The following is a 20,344-nucleotide window of genomic DNA, read 5'->3' on the forward strand; positions in this document are numbered from 1 at the left end:
TAAACGATGAAACCAATTAAACGCCTGTACCTTTCCACTGATCCGGTCCATCTGATTGACTGCAATATCGTGCTGGAGCTGAACGCGTGCGGTCGGGGGTTTATTACTGCGGGGACAGAGACAGATTACACTGGCAAAATGGTGCGTATCGATGTTGGCTATGATGGTCTGGTCCTGCGCTGGTTTACCGGGTATGTCGAACGGTCACAGCCTGCTGATAATGGAACATGCCGGTTGTTCGTGCGTGAGCTTGTCGGCATCTTTGATAAATTGTGGCCGTGTTCTTTCCAGCATCCAACGCTTCGCCAGATTACTGACTGGATAAGTGAGCAAAGCGGGCTGACCGTCACAACGCCGGTCGGCGCTGCTTATGCAGATAAACCGATCCCCCACTTTACGCATAGCGGCACGGGCTATCAGCTTCTTGCCAGTCTGGGCCGCGCATTTACAGTGACGGATTATCTTTGGTATCAGCTGCCGGACGGGGATGTCTTCGTCGGCGCTGCGGAGCATAGTCTTTTTGCGGGTAAACCAGTAGAGATCCCGCACGAATTTAGCCAGGCATCGGCAGGCGGCAATTCAATGGTTGTGCCGATGATTCAGAGCCTGCGCCCTGGTGCTGAGGTGAACGGCCAGCGGTTGAACCAGGTCCGGCTAAATAACGACGATATGGCAATCACCTGGCAGCCCCGCAACAAAGCCAACGGCCAGCCGTTGCAAAAATCACCGATTCAGCGGCAGATTGAAAACGCATTCCCGGAGCTGGCAAGCGGCCTGCATCTTCCAAAGTTCGCCAGGGTGGAAGCACCAAGCGAGGATGTTTCACGGGGAAATATTGCCGATCCATTCCGCCCGCGCTATGCCGTGGATCTCCAGCTGCTTGACGAAGACGGCAAGCCTGCCGCAAATACGCCGGTTTATTCTGCCGTTCCACTACCTGTACCAATGGCGGGCAGTGAGTCGGGAATGTTTCAGTTTCCGCCCCCTGGCACGCTGGTTGAAGTAGGATTCGCGGAGGGGCGGCAGGATAAGCCATTTGTGCGCCAGATTATGGCGGAGGGTCATAACCTGCCAGCAGTTAAACCCGGCGAGCAGTTGCAGCAACAGCGCGATGGTGTATCTCAGCGCGTGACGGTTGCCGGAGACTGGGAACGCCAGACAGACCAGACAATCCGCGAAAACTCCATGATTCGCGAAGTCACCACCGACGAAGAGATCCGCAAAGTGGTTGTCCGTGAAACTACGGTCCAGGCAACGGATAAAACAACCGTGCTTGGCACGGCCACACTTCTGGCCGGGGCGGTCGTTCATATCAGCGAGGGGGATTACAGCGTCGGCACATCCGGCAACCTGACAGTAACCTGCAGCAAGGACAATTCCGTCAGTGTTGGCCGGAACGTGAAACGGGACGTCGCGGGCAATGTTACAGACGACGTTAAAGGGAATGTCACGTCAAACGTCAGCGGCGCACTGACTGAAAAAATCAGCGGCATCCGCCGAAGCGTGGCCCAGGCGCAACAGCTGATTGCCCCGGTGGTAAAACTGGGAAGCGAAGAGATTAACGTCCTGACACTACTCACCGACACCCTGGACGTGGTGAGGGAACTGGCAGAGACTGCCGCGTCACATACTCACCCCAATACGGGGGCCAGCGGGCAGGCTGCGCAGTTCAGCGCAACGGCCACTAAAACCGACAAATTGAAAAGCAAATACGGTCCCCTGATAGCCTGACAAAAAGCGGCATAACCGCACACCTAACCAGACACCACAGAACGCGCCACAGCAGGCGCAAATATTAAAGGCCGCCACCGTGCGGCCTTTCGTTCGTTCGTTCAACAGCGGCCCACAGCGTAAGCGACAGCAGGCAGACGGAAGTGGATCCAGGACGGAAACGGCGCTACACCACACCCGCCTGCGCTATTTGGATCTAAAAAATTTTGCAAAAGAAATTTTGAGCAAAGCACCCCGCCAGCCTGCGCCACTGATGGGCTTTTGCATCCTGCGGGCGTTTGCACGCTGCGCAAATATTTGCAGCTCTTTGCAAAAGTCGCCGCGCCGCCAGGCGCTAACCGACTGGATAACATGATGTTTTTAAAAGGATCGTTTTAGTTTCCGTGACGATCAAAATGATTCGAGTGCATCCGGTGATTTTTGGGCGCGGATATGTCAAAGCCTTACGAGGCACGGGATGGAGGCTGATTGCTTCGATTCATGGTCTTGCAAAACATGGCGCAGCAGAATGAAAAAAAGATCTAATGCGGAATGAAAAAAACCCCGCAAAAAAGCAGGGGTTTTTGGGTGCGTTTGATAGACGCGGTCCTCGATGTGTGGACGCTTTGTGGACACTGAAAGAAACAAATCCTTATGTTTCTAATGATTACAGGGAAAATGAAATCACCATCCCTGTCTTCCCCCACATGATGTGGGGGTTTTTTTTATCTCCAGTTTGTCATTCTGTTATTAGCTTACTGTTTTAAACCATCCGTTATACTACCGGCAGAAGATAGCGGGAGTATTTATGAATCAAACCTATGGACGGCTGGTTAGCCGGGCGGCTATCGCGGCAACAGCGATGGCATCAGCGTTACTTTTGATCAAAATTTTTGCGTGGTGGTATACGGGATCGGTGAGTATTCTGGCGGCGTTGGTGGACTCGCTGGTGGATATTGCCGCGTCATTGACGAATTTGTTGGTCGTGCGTTATTCGCTGCAACCCGCAGATGATGAACATACGTTTGGTCACGGTAAAGCGGAGTCGCTGGCGGCACTGGCGCAAAGTATGTTTATTTCCGGTTCGGCGTTGTTTCTGTTTTTGACCAGTATCCAGAATCTGATTAAGCCGACGCCAATGAACGACCCCGGCGTGGGGATTGGCGTTACCGTCATCGCTCTGATATGCACTATTATACTGGTCACGTTTCAGCGCTGGGTGGTACGCAAGACCCAAAGTCAGGCGGTACGGGCGGATATGCTTCATTATCAGTCTGATGTTATGATGAACGGAGCGATTCTTATCGCGCTTGGATTATCCTGGTACGGTTGGCATCGTGCGGATGCTCTGTTTGCGTTAGGTATCGGCATCTATATTTTGTATAGCGCGTTGCGTATGGGGTATGAGGCGGTGCAGTCATTATTGGATCGCGCGCTGCCCGATGCGGAACGACAGGAAATTATTGATATCGTGACGTCATGGCCGGGAGTCAGCGGCGCGCACGATCTCCGCACGCGGCAGTCAGGGCCGACCCGCTTTATTCAGATTCATTTGGAAATGGAAGATAATCTGCCGCTCGTTCAGGCGCATTTAGTGGCTGAACAGGTAGAGCAGGCGATTTTGCGGCGTTTTCCGGGTTCAGATGTCATTATTCATCAGGATCCCTGTTCAGTCGTCCCCACGGAAGGCAAGAAGTTCGAGCTTGTATAATTGATTGTTAAAAAGTGAGCCAGGCCAGCATTTTGTGTATAAATTACCGCCATTTGGCCTGACCTGAATCAATTCAGCAGGAAGGGATTGTTATACTATCTGTATATTCGTTGGATCGTTTCGAAGTGCGAAATCGGCTTCCGGCAATAGATTTCATTTTGCATTCCAAAGTTCAGAGGTAGTCATGATTAAGAAAATCGGTGTGTTGACAAGCGGCGGTGATGCGCCGGGCATGAACGCGGCAATCCGCGGTGTTGTGCGCGCAGCGTTGACGGAAGGGCTGGAAGTCATGGGCATTTATGACGGCTATCTGGGCCTGTATGAAGATCGTATGGTTCAGCTTGACCGTTACAGCGTATCTGACATGATCAACCGTGGCGGTACTTTCCTCGGTTCCGCCCGTTTCCCGGAATTCCGTGACGAAAATATTCGCGCTGTCGCGATCGAAAACCTGAAAAAACGCGGTATCGATGCGCTGGTAGTTATTGGCGGCGACGGTTCTTATATGGGTGCAAAACGTCTGACTGAAATGGGCTTCCCGTGCATCGGTCTGCCAGGCACTATCGATAACGACATCAAAGGCACCGACTACACTATCGGCTACTTCACTGCTCTCGGCACTGTAGTGGAAGCGATTGACCGTCTGCGTGACACCTCCTCTTCTCACCAGCGTATCTCTATCGTTGAGGTGATGGGCCGTTATTGCGGCGACCTGACGTTGGCGGCGGCTATTGCTGGCGGCTGTGAGTTTATCGTGGTGCCGGAAGTTGAATTTAATCGCGAAGATCTGGTGGCGGAAATCAAAGCCGGGATCGCGAAAGGGAAAAAACACGCTATCGTCGCTATTACTGAGCATATGTGCGATGTTGACGAACTGGCGCACTTTATTGAAAAAGAAACGGGCCGTGAAACGCGTGCGACGGTGCTCGGCCACATTCAGCGCGGTGGTTCCCCGGTACCTTACGATCGCATTCTGGCTTCCCGTATGGGCGCGTATGCTATTGACCTGCTGCTGGAAGGCCATGGCGGTCGTTGTGTCGGTATCCAGAACGAGCAGCTTGTTCATCATGACATCATCGATGCGATTGAAAACATGAAGCGTCCGTTCAAAAGCGACTGGATGGAGTGCGCGAAAAAACTGTACTGATTGTTTTTGCGCGCCTGATGGCGCTACGCTAATCCGGCCTACAGGTTGCAGAAACGTGTAGGCCGGATTAGGCGCTAGCCGCCATCCGGTAATCCCTCAGATTTATTCCTCGAAGTTATAGCCAATCTTTTTTTATTCTTTAATGTTTGGATCTCTTTCTGGCACGCTTTGCTCATCACAACACAACATAAGCGAGTCGGGCGATGAAAAAGTGGGGCGTGGGATTCACATTATTGCTGGCGTCAACCAGCATTCTGGCAAAGGATATTCAGTTACTTAACGTATCGTATGATCCAACGCGTGAGCTGTACGAGCAGTACAACAAAGCGTTTAGCGCGCACTGGAAGCAGGAAACCGGCGACAACGTCGTGATCCGCCAATCGCACGGCGGTTCGGGTAAACAGGCGACTTCCGTCATTAACGGCATTGAAGCCGATGTCGTGACGCTGGCGCTGGCTTACGATGTGGACGCTATTGCTGAACGTGGTCGTATCGATAAAAACTGGATCAAGCGTCTGCCGGATAACTCAGCACCTTACACCTCCACCATCGTTTTCCTGGTCCGCAAAGGCAATCCAAAACAAATTCATGACTGGAACGATCTGATTAAACCCGGTGTGTCGGTGATTACGCCAAACCCGAAAAGCTCCGGCGGCGCACGCTGGAACTATCTGGCAGCATGGGGCTACGCCCTGCACCACAACAATAACGATCAGGCCAAAGCGCAGGACTTTGTCAAAGCCCTGTTTAAAAACGTTGAAGTGCTGGACTCCGGTGCGCGTGGCTCAACCAATACTTTCGTTGAACGCGGTATCGGTGATGTGCTGATCGCCTGGGAAAACGAAGCGCTACTGGCGACGAATGAACTGGGTAAAGATAAATTCGAGATAGTGACCCCGAGTGAATCTATTCTCGCAGAGCCGACCGTTTCCGTGGTCGACAAAGTGGTGGAAAAGAAAGACACCAAAGCGGTAGCGGAAGCGTATCTCAAGTATCTCTACTCGCCGGAAGGGCAGGAGATAGCAGCGAAAAACTTCTACCGTCCGCGCGATGCTGACGTGGTGAAAAAATACGACGATGCGTTTCCGAAGCTGAAGCTTTTCACCATTGACGAGGTGTTTGGCGGCTGGGCGAAGGCGCAAAAAGATCACTTCGCTAATGGTGGTACGTTCGACCAAATCAGCAAACGCTAAACCGTTTATAAACCCGGTAACGTATTATGTTACCGGGTTTTTTCTTTGCCACAATTTTGCGTTACTCTTCCCCGTCTATGGGTCACAGGGAACGCATAACATGAAAAAAACAGGTTACTTTTTACTGGCGGTGATAGTGATTGTTGCCGCGGCGGGCGTCGGTTACTGGAAATTTTCCGGCAATCCTGATGCATTACGGGAAATCGTGCTTGAACAATGCCTGCCCGATCAGTTACAGCATCAAAATCCAGCGCCTTGCGCGGAAGTCAAACCTCGCGCCGGCTATGTCGTCTTTAAAGATCGTCACGGTCCGTTGCAATATTTATTGATGCCCACCTACCGTATCAACGGTACAGAAAGCCCGCTATTGCTGGAACCCGCTACGCCCAACTTTTTCTGGCTGGCCTGGCAGGCTCGCGGCTATATGAGTAAAAAATACGGGCATGATATTCCGGATAGCGCAGTCTCGCTGGCGATTAATTCGCGGCTTGGTCGTTCACAGGACCATTTGCATATCCATATTTCTTGCATCCGTCCTGACGTTCGGGAACAATTGGATAACGATCTCACGCGCATCAGCACTCGTTGGCTTCCGCTACCGGGCGACCTGATGGGGCATGAATACCTGGCGCGCCGGGTAACCGAGAGCGAACTGGCGCAGCGTAGTCCGTTTATGATGTTGGCGGAAGAGGTGCCGGAAGCGCGCGATCATATGGGACGCTATGGGCTGGCGGTGGTACGCCAAAGCGATGGCTCTTTTGTCCTGCTGGCGACCGAGCGTAATTTACTGACCTTCAACCGCGCATCGGCGGAAGAGATTCAGGACCATAGTTGCGCCATTTTGTCTTCCCGCTGATTTTCGTTCCACCCCCTGCTCATTATCTTATTGATTCTTATCCCGGTTTAAAACTGGGGTAAGATCGTGTCTATAAAAATATGTGAAACCGATCAAAAGATATAAAGGTATACCTTTATATCTTTTTGTGGTTAGTTACACTCTCTTCATAGCCTCCATAGATTGTCTGGTGGATGGCTTATATAAAAACGTTTTTATTTCATGTAGTGACATCATTAATTGTTCACCAGATTTGCGCTGTTAAGCGTAAAGGAATATCAACATGAAACTTTCTATCGTGGAAAAAATCGGCTTCGGCGCGGGAGATATGGCGATAAACGTTGTGATTATCGCCATGCAGCTGCTCCTCGCCTATTTCTATACCGATATCTACGGCCTGAGCGCCGCTGATGTTGGCGTACTGTTTGTGGTTGTGCGGATGATTGATGCCATTATCGATCCGGCCATGGGGGTTCTGACCGATAAACTGAACACGCGCTGGGGGCGTTACCGCCCGTGGCTGCTGTGGTTTGCCATTCCTTTTGGCTTTGCCGTTTATTTGATGTTTATTACGCCTGATATGGCTTATATGGCCAAACTGGCATGGGCCTATGGCACCTATATTCTTATGACCCTGGTCTATACCGCGATCACCATTCCCTATATTTCGATGATTGGCGTGATTACCAGCGACCCCGTCGAACGGTTAAGCGCCAACGGTTATCGTTTTGTGATGACCAAGATTGCCGCTTTCCTGGTGACTATCGTCGTACCGATGCTTGCCGTCTGGCTGGGGCAGGGCAACAAGGCGCTGGGCTATCAGTTTTCGATGGGGCTGATGGGGGCGATGGGCGCCCTGCTGTTTATCTTCTGTTTTCTTACCACGCGTGAACGCAGCGAGCCGGAAATTACCTCGCTATCGGTGGGGAAACAGTTTAAATATCTGTTACGTAACGATCAGTGGATTATTCTCGGCGTTGTTATTCTGCTGCTGATGTGCGGTTATGTTATTCGCGGTTCCGTTGCCGCTTATTACGCTAAGTATTATCTGAACGGCGGAGATAACCTGATTTCACCCTTCCTGACTACCGGCGTCATCGCTTCAATTTTAGCGATGATCGCCACCACCTGGATAACCAAGTTCTGGGACAAAATTAAGATGTTCCGCTACACCCAGATTATTACCTTTGTCCTGAGCGCGCTGATGTATTTCTCCGTCGGGCGTGAAAATCTTGTCCTGGCGTTTGCGTTTTATTTTCTTATTAATTTCTTCTGCGATATGCAAATGCCGGTGTTCTGGTCCTCTATCGCCGAAGCGGTGGATTACGGAGAAAAGAAAACCGGTCTGCGCGTTTCCGGGTTGGCGTTTGGCGGCATCCTCTTCTTCCAGAAGTTTGGGATGGGGATCGCGGGCGGGATACTTGGATTCCTGCTGAGCCACTTTGGCTATCAGGCCGATGTTGAACAGACCGCACGTTCGCTCACCGGTATTGCGCTGATGATGACGCTCATTCCTGCTCTGTTCCACCTTGCGGTTGGACTGCTTATGAAAAAGTATCTGATTAACAACGAATATTATCGTGATATTCAGCTTGCCCTGGCGCAGAAACAGGCATAAGGAGGCGCAAATGAAGGCCATGAATAAGGTTTGGGTTATCGGCGATGCTTCCGTTGATCTGGTGCCGGAAAAACAGAACAGCTATCTGAAATGCCCCGGCGGAGCGTCGGCGAATGTGGGGGTATGCGTTGCCAGGCTGGGCGGAGAGTGCGGTTTTATTGGCTGTCTTGGCGACGATGACGCCGGCCGTTTCCTGCGCCAGGTTTTTCAGGATAACGGTGTGGATGTCTCTTTTCTACGCATGGATCCGGCCCTGACCAGCGCGGTGCTGATCGTCAACCTGACGGCTGATGGGGAGCGCAGCTTTACCTATCTGGTGCATCCGGGGGCTGATACCTACGTTTCGCCGCAGGACCTGCCGCCGTTCAGGCAGCACGAATGGTTTTACTTCAGTTCAATTGGCCTCACCGACAGGCCCGCTCGCGAGGCGTGCCTTGAGGGAGCGAGAAGAATGCGTGAAGCGGGTGGTTACGTACTGTTTGACGTCAATCTGCGCAGCAAAATGTGGGGGAATACTGATGAAATCCCTGAACTGATCGCCCGCTCCGCCGCGCTGGCTTCTATCTGCAAAGTCTCGGCAGATGAGCTGTGCCAGCTCAGCGGGGCCAGCCACTGGCAGGATGCGCGTTATTACCTACGCGATCTGGGCTGCGACACCACCATCATTTCGCTGGGGGCCGATGGCGCGCTGTTGATTACCGCCGAGGGGGAGTTCCATTTTCCCGCACCGCGCGTCGATGTCGTCGATACCACCGGGGCAGGCGATGCTTTTGTCGGCGGCCTGCTGTTCACCCTTTCCCGCGCAAATTGCTGGAACCATGCCCTGCTGGCGGAGGCCATCAGCAATGCCAATGCCTGCGGCGCCATGGCGGTAACGGCAAAGGGCGCAATGACCGCTTTACCGTTTCCCGACCAGCTAAACACTTTTCTGTCCAGCCATTCGCTGGCACAAGCCATGACCGTGAAATAAGGAGTCATCATGCACGTTGATCAAAACAAAATACTGGGATGCCTGGTGGGTGCCGCCGCCGCGGACGCGATGGGAGCCGCGACGGAAGTACGCACCCAGCAGCAAATAAAAGACTATTTTGGCGGCTGGGTGACGACCTTTCAAAAACCGCCTGCGGACACGTTTGGCCGCTGCAACGAAGCAGGGATGTGCACGGATGATTTTATTCAGGCGAAGTACATTATGGACGCGCTGCTGCGCCATCAACGCCAGGTCAGCGACGAGGCGATGCGCGAGGCTTTTCAGCAGTGGCTGGATTACCCGTACTACGCCAACTTTACCGGCCCGACGACGCGTGCGGCAATGAAGGCAATATTCAATGATAACCGTGCCTCTTTACAGGGTGAGCTGGAAGGCGAGAAACAGTCGGTACAGATTATTAATAAGGGTAACGCGGAGGCAACGAACGGCGCCGCCATGAAGATTTGGCCAGCGGCGGTGCTGCATCCGGGTGATATTGACGCGGCGATTGACTGCGCGCTGCAGATTTGCCGCTTTACCCATAATAACGTGCTGGCGATGTCCGGCGCAGCGGCGATGGCGGCGGCAACCAGCGAGGCGTTAAGAGCGCAGACCAACGCAGACAGCATTATTGCCGCCGGTATTTACGGTGCGCAAAGAGGCTATCTGCTGGCGCAGGAGCAAGGTGCGATGATGGTGGCAGGTCCTTCCGTTGCCCGACGCATTGAGCTGGCCGTGGATATCGGTAAACGTCATCGCCATTGGGAAACGGCGGTGGTGGAACTTGCTGATATTATTGGCTCCGGACTGCACGTGAGTGAAGCGGTGCCGGCGGCCTTTGGCCTGTTCGCGTGTTGTCCGAATTCTGCCGTAGATGCTATTATCTCCGGCGTTAATATCGGCAATGATACTGATACTGTCGCCACCATGGTTGGGGCGATTTCCGGCGCATTCCATGGCGTGGAGGCTTTTCCCGCCGATTATTTAACGACTTTGGATCGTATGAATCATTTCGATTTGGCAGAACTGGCCAGGCAAATCGCAGGGTAGCGACTTCACCCTGCCGGGGACGGTAAAACGTCCCCTGCTGGCGAAGACGTGAGGTGCGCATCTTGCAGGTTGATAAAACGAGCTTTACTCCGCTTTATAAGCAACTATTTTTTATCATCTGTCAGCAGATCCAGAACGGGTCTTTGCCTTTGGGCAGCCAACTACCGACGCAAAAAGAGATCGCCAGAGCCTACAACGTCTCGCTGATTGTGGTTAAACAGGCCTGGAGCGAATTAATCAATGCGGGCATTATTTCGTCGCAGCGCGGGAGTGGTTCGGTGGTGTGCTCGGTGCCGGAAGGCGTGAGCTACGGGCACACGTTTCGCGGTATTACCCGCGATCTCCAGGACGCCAGCGTGGCGATTGAGAACCGTATTCTGGAAATCGCGCCGCGCCGCGCGCGCGACGCTCAGGCAGACGGCTTGAGCCTGCCCGCACAGCATCACTATCTCTATATTTCGCGTATTCGTTGCCTGAATAACCGTCCATTTAACCATGAGAAAATTTATCTCGATCTTAGCTTCTTTCCCGATCTGCAACTCACACCGCAGGCGCTGGAGCATACGTCGCTTTATTCGTTATTAAACGTCACAAGCGACTCGGCGATAGAAAAAGTTGAGGCGATTTTACCTTCCGCTGACCTGTGCGAAAAATTGCAAATCGCCGCCAATAAACCGCTGTTATCTGTCGCCAGACAGACGTTTCAGGCCGGGAAGGACAGCCCTTTTGAGTATTGCCGCTATTATGTGCTGTCTGAATACTTTGGTGAAATTCATTATCACTGATTTGTCCGCTTAATCCTGCGATAACCTCACTATATCTGGCGTTTACCTGCCTGACTGTCCGTCGTATTCTTGCTGAAAAAATCGTCAGGAGACAGGTATGTCGCTCTGGTTGTCCCATCCTCTGTTCCTCCCTTTCATCATCGTTGGCGTTACTATCCTTCTGTGGGCGACTTCGCTACTGCCGGAGTTTATGACCGTACTGCTATTTTTTGCTGTGGCGATGGGACCAGGGAAAGTTCCTGCGCGGGCGGGGATGCTGTGATGTATCGCGCTGGCGGGGGTACGCCAAAGCGATGGCTCTTTTGTCTTGCTGGCGACCGAGCGTAATTTACTGATCTTCAATCGCGCTTCTGCCGAGGAAATTCAGGATCATCAGTGTGATATCTTGAACCAACAGGTCATCAAATGACAGCTTGATATTGCATTAACGAATGCCGTTTGGAGGCCGGACAAGGCTCTCGTGGCGCTATCCGGCAAAATCTGGCGATGGCGCGGGCGTTACCAGGCCGGTGGATCCGCGGGGTGGCTGTCATTTTCCAGATGCGGCGATTTAATAAACACGCCTTTCCAGGGTTTATCGCCGTTATTAATGAGATAATGCGCCTCCCCAGGTTCGCACTGTAAAACATCTCCAGTTTGCAGGATATGAGGTGTTCCTTCCAGATACAGGCACACTTCACCGCTTAGGGTATAAAAAATCTCACAAGCGGTATTATGGCGATGGTTAGGGAATGACTGCCCTGGTTGTAGTATAACGACGCCCATATCGCAGCCCGGCCCACGGATTAAGTATTTAGGGCCATTATCGCCAAAGCGGTATTCATGATTCTTCTCATTCGTTTTTTGCATGCTTATTCTCCTGTTACAGGCCTGGCGCTTTCCAGAGGGATGTCGTTAAGCCACCATCGACCAGCGCGCGTTGATCCTGATAAACGGCCTGCCATTTTTCTCTGGCCTGCTGGTAGACAGCGAAATTTTCAGGATTAGGTTTATGCTCCCGATCCCAGCGCACTAGCTTTTCTCCCGTTTCCGCCAGCGATGGCCAGATACCCACGCCAACGCCTGCGGCAATAGCGCACCCTAGCGCGGTAGCTTCTTTGACGACAGGTACGTGAACGGTGAGTCCCGTAACGTCGGCAAGGATTTGGCTCCATAATTTGCCTTTAGATCCTCCGCCGGCAAAAACCAGCGAATCGGCCTGTACGCCGGAAAACGCGGCAATTTGCTGTAAATTGCAGGCGGAAACAATGGCGGCATTCTCTTCCAGCGCGCGAAATAGGGTCGCTTTATTACACTTTTCAGGATCGATAGACAGATTGATAAACGACGGCGCGGCGTGGTACCAGCGTTTAAAACGCATAACGTCAGAGAAGATGGGCATCACACCGTGCGCGCCGGGAGGCACCCGGCTGGCCATATCTTCCAGCAGGGAATACGCATCAATACCTAACCTTTCAGCGATTAGTTTTTCCTCAGCGCAAAAGGCGTCGCGGAACCAACGCATCGTTAACCCAGTAAAAAAGCTAATAGACTCGGTTTGTACCATACCGGGGATCACATGAGGATTGATGCGAACGTTCATGTTTGGGTCGGTGACCGGCGCGGGAAGATTGACGACCTGTTGCCAGAAGGTTCCTCCCAGCACGGCCGTTTGCGCCGGGCGTACGACGCCCAGCCCCAGACAGCCTAACTGCACATCGCCGCCGCCAACGATGACCGGCGTACCCGCTTGCAAGTCGCACTGTTCAGCCGCTTTCTGTGAAATGTGACCGAGCAGCGTCCCGGTTTCTTTTACCGGCGAGAGAATGTCAGAACGCAGGCCCGCCATCTGTAACAGGCTACGTTTCCAGTTGCGGGTCACCAGATCCAATAACCCCGTCGTGCCTGCGTTGGAGGGATCGACCGCCAGTTCGCCGCTGAGCATAAAGGCCATCCAGTCGCTGATCATAGTGACGGTTGACGCGCGATGATAAATATCCGGACGATGGTGGGCAAGCCAGAGCAGACGCGGAATAGCGCTGAGCGCCAGCGTTTGCCCGGAGCAACGATAAACTTCCTCCTCAAAGGTGTTATCGTGCAGCTCTTTTAATTCACTGACTTCGTGCGCCGCGCGGGCGTCAACATTAGCGCAGGCCCAAATTGGTTCGCCGTTACTGTCATAAATAACAATGCCTTCACGCATCGAACAGGCCGATACGGCAGCGATAGCCGTTGCAGGGATGGCGGCTTTCTGTAGTGCCTGACGGATACACTGGCAAGCCAGTTGCCAGTTTTTGGCAAGATCAAACTCCATCGAACCAGGCACATCCGGCACGGCCAGATGCTGCCATTCCGCTTGACCGACAGATATTTGCTTTCCTTGTAGATCAAAAATTACTGCTCTGACGCTACCGGTACCGGCGTCAAGAGCCATCAGGTAATGTCCTGATTCAGTATGGGTACAGAGTCGAGCCATTTTTTTATCCTCGGCTATTTTTACATCGTTACATAAAATCCTGTCAGTTATTGTTTATTGAATTGAGGTAAGTGTTGTTTTATTTTTTATTTTTCAATAAGTTGAATTATTTTCCCTGCGGTTTTCTGATCGGTAACCAGCGCATTGATATAGTTACCGCGCATAGCGGCAATAATAGCTTCTGCTTTTTGTTCGCCGCCGGCGACGCCAATCACGGTTGGGATCGTGGAAAGTGAATTTAACTTCAGGCCAATTAATTCGTTATGGATTTTGATGTCTGGAATAATTTCGCCATGAGCATCAAAAAAATAGCCCAGAATATCGCCTACTGCGCCTTTGCGGCCAATCATGAGTTGTTCACCCTGAGTGATATAGCCGGATTTTAAGATACTGGCTTGATCTTTCTGGTTAATTGCCCCAATCCCCACGATGGCGGCATCGGCAGCTTGCGCTGTGAGCATCACATCCCGCACGCTATTTTCATTGCGCAGCGTGCAGGCAATTTCCTGCGATGATGCGCGCAGCGGCGCGGGCATAATACTTACGCTACAAGCGGCATCAAGCTGGCCTATTCCGGTCATATACGGCCCCACGCCGCCGGATAACGTGACCAGTCGGATTTGTTGCGCCGAGATAAATCCGCTGAGGCGTTTTAATGTGGTCATCGTGGCTTCGCCAAAGCCGACGGCCAGCAGTTGCTGTGGCCGCAGAGACTCCATCAACATATGGGCGGCGCCGATTCCTAAGCGCAGACCAATATCGGCATCGGGTAATGCCGGCAGCACGCGGATATTCTGCAATGCGAAGTGGTTGCGCAAGGCATTTTCATACTCAAGACACCCTTCGAAGCGGGAGTTGATTTGTACGCGAATAATACCGGACTGATGCCCTTTCTCCAGCAGACGAGAAACCTTTAGCCGGGTTAGCCCCAGACGCTCGCTGATTTCACTCTGCGTCAATCCATCGTGATAGTAGAACCAGGCAATACGCGCCACCTGCTCTTCTTCGCACATTCCATAATCAGATACCAACGTATTATCGCTCATTGTCATAACCTGGCTTTACTTTGAACATTTCTAAATCATTAACACAATTGTTCAGTTATCACTCCGAAATAACCGTGATTAACGCCACAAAAACGCGTCAAATCTGAACATTTATCATCTAAAAATTCATTTATTCAGAAAACGTGATCTGGATGAGAGTTTTTTGACCAAATAACTACTACCGTTTTGAACAATTTCTTTTTCAAAAAACATTTGTTCAGTCCCGTCAGTCAACATTGAGGGAGCGGAGGCAACATGCAAATCAGTCACAATACTGCATCCCCTCTGATTTGTGTGCAGAACATTTATAAAAGTTATTCCGGCGTCGAAGTACTAAAGGGAATTGACTTTACTCTGCATGCGGGAGAGGTGCACGCATTGCTTGGCGGCAATGGTGCGGGTAAATCAACATTAATGAAGATTATTGCCGGTATAGTCCCGCCAGATGGAGGGACTATCGATATTGCTGGTGTGCGTTGCAGTCATTTAACGCCTCTGAAGGCGCACCAGTATGGCATTTACCTGGTTCCCCAGGAGCCTCTGTTATTTCCGAGTTTATCTGTGCGGGAAAATATCTTGTTTGGCTTGCAGGGACGCCAGGCCTCCACGGAAAAAATGCAGCAGCTATTAAAGGCGATGGGATGCCAACTCGATCCGGCGAGCGCTGCGGGTACGCTTGATGTTGCAGACCGCCAGATCGTTGAAATTATGCGCGGCTTGATGCGCGACTCGCGAATCTTAATTCTTGATGAGCCCACGGCGTCGTTAACGCCAGCCGAAACTGACCGGTTATTTACGCGTCTGCAAGAGTTGCTGAAAAAGGGTGTCGGAATTGTATTTATTTCTCATAAGCTACCAGAAATTAGACAGTTAGCTCACTGCGTTAGCGTGATGCGTGACGGTAAAATCGCATTATTCGGAAAAACGCATGACCTTTCTACCGACGAGATTATTCAAGCTATCACCCCGGCAACGCAGGGCGTCAGTCTTTCCGCGAATCAAAAGTTGTGGCTGGAATTGCCTGGCAGCCGCCCGCAGAACGAACGCGGCGCGACGGTATTAGCGCTGGAGTCGCTGACGGGCGAAGGTTTTATGAATATCAACCTTGAGGTGCGGGCAGGCGAAATACTTGGTCTGGCCGGGTTGGTCGGCGCGGGACGCACAGAACTGGCTGAAACGCTGTACGGTATTAGACCGGTCAATGCGGGGCGGATGCTGTTCAATGGTGAAGAAATTAACGCCCTGACAACCCAACAGCGGTTGCAGCTCGGCCTGGTCTATTTGCCGGAAGATCGGCAGTCATCCGGGCTGTATCTTGACGCATCCCTGGCATGGAATGTCTGTTCGCTGACCCACAACCAAAAAGGATTTTGGATAAAGCCCCAGCGGGATAACGCCACCCTTGAACGTTACCACCGCGCGTTAAATATCAAACTCAATAATGCCGAACAGGCGGCGCGTACTTTATCCGGCGGTAACCAGCAAAAAGTATTGATTGCCAAATGCCTGGAGGCCTCTCCGCAATTACTGATTGTCGATGAACCGACCCGCGGTGTCGATGTCTCCGCCCGCAGCGATATTTATCAGCTGTTGCGCAGTATCGCGCAACAAAATGTCGCGGTGCTGTTTATTTCCTCCGATCTGGAAGAGATAGAGCAGATGGCCGATCGCGTATATGTCATGCACCAGGGGGAACTGGGGGGGCCTGCGTTATGCGGCGAGGAAATTAACGTTGATACCATCATGCACGTTGCGTTTGGCGAACATGGTGCGTCGGAGGCAACATGTTGAAATTCATCCAAAATAACCGGGAAGCGACGGCGCTGCTGGCAATAGTCTGTTTATTCGTGTTTCCTGGCGCGCTGGATAGCCAGTATTTGAGCGTGCAAACGCTGACAATGGTTTTCAGTAGCGCGCAAATTTTGATGCTGTTGGCGATTGGCGCGACGATGGTAATGCTCACCCGCAATATTGATGTATCGGTGGGCTCGACGACAGGAATGTGCGCGGTATTGCTGGGAGTGATGTTAAACGCCGGCTATAGCCTGCCGGTCGCCTGCCTGGCCACACTAATATTAGGAATTGTCGCCGGATTTTTTAATGGCGTACTGGTTGCCTGGTTGAAGATACCCGCCATTGTCGCCACGCTGGGAACGCTGGGCTTGTATCGTGGGATCATGCTGCTATGGACAGGGGGGAAATGGATTGAAGGATTACCCGCAGGCTTAAAGCAACTCTCTGCTCCGGTGTTTCTGGGAATTTCCGCAATCGGCTGGTTTACCCTGGTGTTAGCGCTGCTTATGGCCTGGCTCCTGGCGAAAACCGCCTTTGGCCGCAATTTTTACGCCACCGGCGATAACCTGCAGGGCGCCCGGCAATTGGGTGTCCGTACCGAGATGGTACGCATCATGGCATTTTCACTTAATGGCGGTATGGCGGCATTGGCTGGAATCGTGTTTGCCTCGCAGATTGGCTTCATTCCCAATCAAACCGGCACGGGGCTGGAAATGAAAGCCATCGCGGCCTGCGTATTGGGGGGAATTAGCCTGTTAGGCGGGTCAGGCACGGTCATCGGCGCTATTCTCGGCGCTTATTTTCTTACGCAAATCGATAGTGTGTTAGTGCTGCTGCGTATCCCCGCCTGGTGGAACGATTTTATTGCTGGCCTGGTATTGTTGGGCGTACTGGTATTCGATGGGCGGCTGCGTTGCGCATTACAACGCAATCTGCGCCGCCAGAAATATGCCCGTTTTATATCACCACCCACTCCACTACAGGCGGAAGCAAAAACGCACGCACAACAGAATAAAAACAAAGAGGTGGCATGATGAATCCATGGCGACGCTATAGCTGGGAAATTGCGCTGGCAGCCTTATTGATCTTTGAAATTCTGGCTTTCGGTCTGATTAATCCACGTTTATTAGATATTAATGTCTTACTTTTTAGCACTAGCGATTTTATTTGTATCGGTATTGTCGCTTTGCCGCTAACAATGGTTATTGTCAGCGGTGGCATGGATATTTCATTTGGTTCTACAATCGGGCTATGCGCGATTACCCTGGGTGTGCTGTTTCAGCTTGGTATGCCGCTACCTTTAGCGATTATTATTACCCTACTACTCGGCGCAATATGTGGACTGATAAATGCCGGACTTATTATTTATACCGGTGTAAACCCGTTGGTGATTACCCTGGGAACCATGTATTTATTTGGTGGTAGCGCATTATTGTTATCTGGTATGGCTGGCGCCACGGGTTATGAAGGTATTGGTGGATTTCCCACAGCGTTCACTGACTTTGCCAATATTTCATTTCTTGGTATTCCCATGCCGCTTATTTTTTTTCTTGTGTGCTGTCTGTTTTTCTGGCTGCTCATGCATCGTACGCATATGGGACGCAACGTTTTCCTGATTGGCCAGAGCGCCCGTGTTGCGCAGTACAGCGCGATCCCGGTGAATCGCACGTTGTATACCGTGTATGCCATGACCGGATGCGCCTCCGCGATCGCCGCCGTATTACTGGTTTCTTACTTTGGCTCCGCACGTTCGGATCTGGGCGCCTCTTTCCTGATGCCGGCTATTACGGCGGTTGTGCTGGGAGGCGCCAATATTTATGGCGGCTCCGGGTCGATTATGGGGTCCGCGTTGGCGGCGCTGCTGGTGGGATTTTTACAGCAGGGGCTACAGATGGCCGGAGTGCCGAATCAAATTTCCAGCGCATTGTCCGGTGCGCTTCTCATTGTTGTTGTCGTTGGTCGTTCCGTCAGTTTGCATCGTCACCAAATCCTTGAATGGTACTCACGCCGTCGCAATGCGCATCAGGCATGATTTCCTTTTGAAATTTATGGAGAAAAAAATGGCAAGACACAGCATTAAAATGATCGCCTTACTCACTGCGTTTGGTCTGGCATCTGCGGTAATGACCGTTCAGGCGGCAGAGCGGATTGCTTTTATTCCCAAACTGGTTGGCGTGGGCTTTTTTACCAGCGGCGGCAATGGCGCGCAGGAAGCGGGAAAAGCGCTGGGTATTGACGTAACTTACGATGGCCCTACAGAGCCCAGCGTCTCAGGCCAGGTTCAACTGGTGAATAACTTTGTCAATCAGGGGTATGACGCCATTATCGTTTCTGCCGTTTCGCCTGATGGCCTGTGCCCGGCGTTGAAGCGGGCAATGCAAAGAGGCGTGAAAATATTAACCTGGGATTCCGATACCAAGCCGGAGTGCCGTTCTTACTATATCAATCAAGGGACGCCAAAACAGCTCGGCAGCATGTTGGTAGAGATGGCCGCTCATCAGGTGGACAAAGAGAAAGCGAAAGTCGCTTTCTTCTATTCCAGCCCAACGGTGACCGACCAGAACCAGTGGGTAAAAGAAGCTAAAGCCAAAATTAGCCAGGAACATCCGGGGTGGGAGATAGTCACTACCCAGTTTGGCTATAACGATGCCACGAAATCGCTCCAGACGGCGGAAGGTATCATCAAAGCGTATCCCGATCTGGATGCCATCATCGCGCCTGACGCTAACGCTTTACCTGCTGCGGCACAGGCGGCGGAGAACCTTAAACGCAATAATCTCGCGATTGTTGGTTTTAGTACGCCGAATGTAATGCGCCCTTATGTTCAGCGCGGCACTGTTAAAGAGTTTGGCCTGTGGGATGTCGTCCAACAGGGAAAAATTTCCGTATATGTCGCCAACGCGTTGCTGAAAAATATGCCAATGAATGTCGGTGATTCACTGGATATTCCCGGCATCGGCAAAGTCACCGTTTCACCTAATAGTGAGCAGGGATATCACTATGAGGCAAAAGGTAACGGCATTGTGTTATTGCCGGAGCGTGTCATTTTCAACAAAGACAATATCGACAAATATGATTTCTGATAACTGTTATGTATCGACGGAGTAAAGAATGGCTGATTTAGATGATATTAAAGATGGCAAAGATTTTCACACCGATAAACCACAAACTAACACTTTGTTCGCATTAAAAGGCTGTGGCGCGCTGGATTGGGGAATGCAGTCCAGACTGGCGAGGATTTTTAATCCCAAGACCAGAAAAACGGTCATGCTGGCCTTTGACCATGGATATTTCCAGGGGCCGACAACCGGACTTGAGCGTATTGATATCAATATTGCGCCGCTCTTTGAATATGCTGATGTCTTAATGTGTACTCGCGGCATATTACGCAGTGTGGTACCTCCGGCAATCAATAAACCAGTCGTTTTACGCGCGTCCGGGGCGAATTCTATTCTCACTGAATTAAGCAATGAGGCGGTTGCGGTGGCGATGGATGACGCTGTGCGGTTGAATAGCTGTGCTGCTGCCGCACAGGTTTATATTGGTAGTGAGCATGAACATCAGTCGATTAAAAATATTATTCAACTGATTGATGCCGGGTTACGCGTCGGGATGCCAATAATGGCAGTAACCGGGGTGGGTAAAGATATGGCTCGCGACCAGCGTTATTTTTCACTGGCAACGCGTATCGCTGCGGAAATGGGGGCGCAAATTATCAAAACGTATTATGTCGATAAAGGTTTTGAGCGTATTGCGGCAGGTTGTCCAGTGCCGATTGTCATCGCCGGCGGTAAAAAACTGCCTGAACGTGAAGCATTGGAAATGTGCTATCAGGCGATTGACCAGGGGGCTTCTGGCGTAGATATGGGGCGTAATATATTCCAGTCAGAAGATCCGGTAGCCATGATTAAAGCGGTACATGCTGTCGTTCATCATAACGAAACAGCAGAGCGTGCTTATGAGCTGTTTTTGAGTGAGAAAGGTTAAATGAGATCGCTTCCCCATCTTTTACCGATGCGAGGAGATGGGG

At 51.7% G+C, this 20,344-nt stretch carries 17 protein-coding genes and 2 pseudogenes; 16 read left to right on the forward strand and 3 right to left on the reverse strand.

Annotation, left to right across the window (positions count from 1 at the left end; all coding sequences use genetic code 11):
- Positions 1-6: 6 nt before the first annotated feature.
- The 11 genes and pseudogenes from ACLJPE_RS19925 to ACLJPE_RS19975 all read left to right on the forward strand — a co-directional run.
- Entirely contained in the window at positions 7-1,731 is a 1,725-nt protein-coding gene (locus tag ACLJPE_RS19925; RefSeq protein ID WP_000802618.1) for a hypothetical protein, read from the forward strand.
- A 787-nt stretch (positions 1,732-2,518) separates the two neighbouring features.
- Positions 2,519-3,421, forward strand: a complete 903-nt coding sequence (gene fieF, locus ACLJPE_RS19930) for a CDF family cation-efflux transporter FieF (RefSeq protein ID WP_001077322.1) — start codon at positions 2,519-2,521, stop codon at positions 3,419-3,421.
- 184 nt (positions 3,422-3,605) lie between these two features.
- Entirely contained in the window at positions 3,606-4,568 is a 963-nt protein-coding gene (pfkA, locus tag ACLJPE_RS19935; protein ID WP_000591793.1) for a 6-phosphofructokinase, read from the forward strand.
- Positions 4,569-4,771: 203 nt separating this feature from the next.
- A complete protein-coding gene (locus tag ACLJPE_RS19940) occupies positions 4,772-5,761 on the forward strand; it encodes a sulfate ABC transporter substrate-binding protein (protein WP_000758713.1) in 990 nt (329 codons plus the stop codon).
- A 100-nt stretch (positions 5,762-5,861) separates the two neighbouring features.
- Positions 5,862-6,617, forward strand: coding sequence for a CDP-diacylglycerol diphosphatase (locus ACLJPE_RS19945; RefSeq protein WP_000750757.1), 756 nt, complete (start codon positions 5,862-5,864; stop codon positions 6,615-6,617).
- A 262-nt stretch (positions 6,618-6,879) separates the two neighbouring features.
- A complete protein-coding gene (locus ACLJPE_RS19950; RefSeq protein WP_000777307.1) occupies positions 6,880-8,214 on the forward strand; it encodes an MFS transporter in 1,335 nt (444 codons plus the stop codon).
- Between the two features lie 10 nt (positions 8,215-8,224).
- Positions 8,225-9,184, forward strand: a complete 960-nt coding sequence (locus ACLJPE_RS19955) for an aminoimidazole riboside kinase (RefSeq protein ID WP_023217248.1) — start codon at positions 8,225-8,227, stop codon at positions 9,182-9,184.
- A gap of 9 nt (positions 9,185-9,193) precedes the next feature.
- Positions 9,194-10,234 (forward strand): ADP-ribosylglycohydrolase family protein, encoded by a 1,041-nt coding sequence (locus ACLJPE_RS19960; protein ID WP_000557882.1) that lies wholly within the window; start codon positions 9,194-9,196, stop codon positions 10,232-10,234.
- A 62-nt stretch (positions 10,235-10,296) separates the two neighbouring features.
- Entirely contained in the window at positions 10,297-11,019 is a 723-nt protein-coding gene (locus ACLJPE_RS19965; protein WP_001535809.1) for a GntR family transcriptional regulator, read from the forward strand.
- 97 nt (positions 11,020-11,116) lie between these two features.
- A pseudogene (locus tag ACLJPE_RS19970) lies at positions 11,117-11,242 on the forward strand (hypothetical protein); the annotation flags it as partial.
- A 45-nt stretch (positions 11,243-11,287) separates the two neighbouring features.
- Positions 11,288-11,428, forward strand: a pseudogene (locus ACLJPE_RS19975) (CDP-diacylglycerol diphosphatase); the annotation flags it as partial.
- 89 nt (positions 11,429-11,517) lie between these two features.
- On the opposite strand, the gene ACLJPE_RS19980 reads toward ACLJPE_RS19975, so the two are convergent.
- From ACLJPE_RS19980 to lsrR, 3 genes are all read right to left on the reverse strand, one after another.
- Positions 11,518-11,868, reverse strand: a complete 351-nt coding sequence (locus ACLJPE_RS19980) for a cupin domain-containing protein (protein ID WP_001173080.1) — start codon at positions 11,866-11,868, stop codon at positions 11,518-11,520.
- A gap of 13 nt (positions 11,869-11,881) precedes the next feature.
- A complete protein-coding gene (lsrK, locus tag ACLJPE_RS19985) occupies positions 11,882-13,474 on the reverse strand; it encodes an autoinducer-2 kinase (protein ID WP_023217246.1) in 1,593 nt (530 codons plus the stop codon).
- A gap of 86 nt (positions 13,475-13,560) precedes the next feature.
- Positions 13,561-14,520 carry a transcriptional regulator LsrR gene (gene lsrR / locus ACLJPE_RS19990; RefSeq protein ID WP_001283049.1) on the reverse strand — a complete coding sequence of 320 codons (960 nt, stop codon included), beginning with the start codon at positions 14,518-14,520 and terminating at the stop codon, positions 13,561-13,563.
- A 255-nt stretch (positions 14,521-14,775) separates the two neighbouring features.
- Here lsrR and lsrA point away from each other — a divergent pair, with 255 nt between their 5' ends.
- From lsrA to lsrF, 5 genes are read left to right on the forward strand one after another with little or no spacing between them, the layout of a single operon-like run.
- Entirely contained in the window at positions 14,776-16,311 is a 1,536-nt protein-coding gene (gene lsrA / locus ACLJPE_RS19995) for an autoinducer 2 ABC transporter ATP-binding protein LsrA (protein ID WP_001167248.1), read from the forward strand.
- Complete coding sequence (gene lsrC, locus ACLJPE_RS20000; protein WP_000911133.1) at positions 16,305-17,348, forward strand: autoinducer 2 ABC transporter permease LsrC; 1,044 nt, start codon at positions 16,305-16,307, stop codon at positions 17,346-17,348. The genes lsrA and lsrC overlap by 7 nt, the downstream gene beginning before the upstream one ends.
- Positions 17,345-18,346 (forward strand): autoinducer 2 ABC transporter permease LsrD, encoded by a 1,002-nt coding sequence (gene lsrD / locus ACLJPE_RS20005; RefSeq protein WP_000981826.1) that lies wholly within the window; start codon positions 17,345-17,347, stop codon positions 18,344-18,346. The genes lsrC and lsrD overlap by 4 nt, the downstream gene beginning before the upstream one ends.
- A gap of 28 nt (positions 18,347-18,374) precedes the next feature.
- Positions 18,375-19,397, forward strand: coding sequence for an autoinducer 2 ABC transporter substrate-binding protein LsrB (gene lsrB / locus ACLJPE_RS20010; RefSeq protein WP_000090739.1), 1,023 nt, complete (start codon positions 18,375-18,377; stop codon positions 19,395-19,397).
- Between the two features lie 28 nt (positions 19,398-19,425).
- A complete protein-coding gene (lsrF, locus tag ACLJPE_RS20015) occupies positions 19,426-20,301 on the forward strand; it encodes a 3-hydroxy-5-phosphonooxypentane-2,4-dione thiolase (protein WP_000774146.1) in 876 nt (291 codons plus the stop codon).
- Positions 20,302-20,344 lie beyond the last annotated feature (43 nt).

This window comes from Salmonella sp. SAL04196 (assembly GCF_046550835.1).
GTDB classification, from domain to species: Bacteria; Pseudomonadota; Gammaproteobacteria; order Enterobacterales; family Enterobacteriaceae; genus Salmonella; species Salmonella enterica.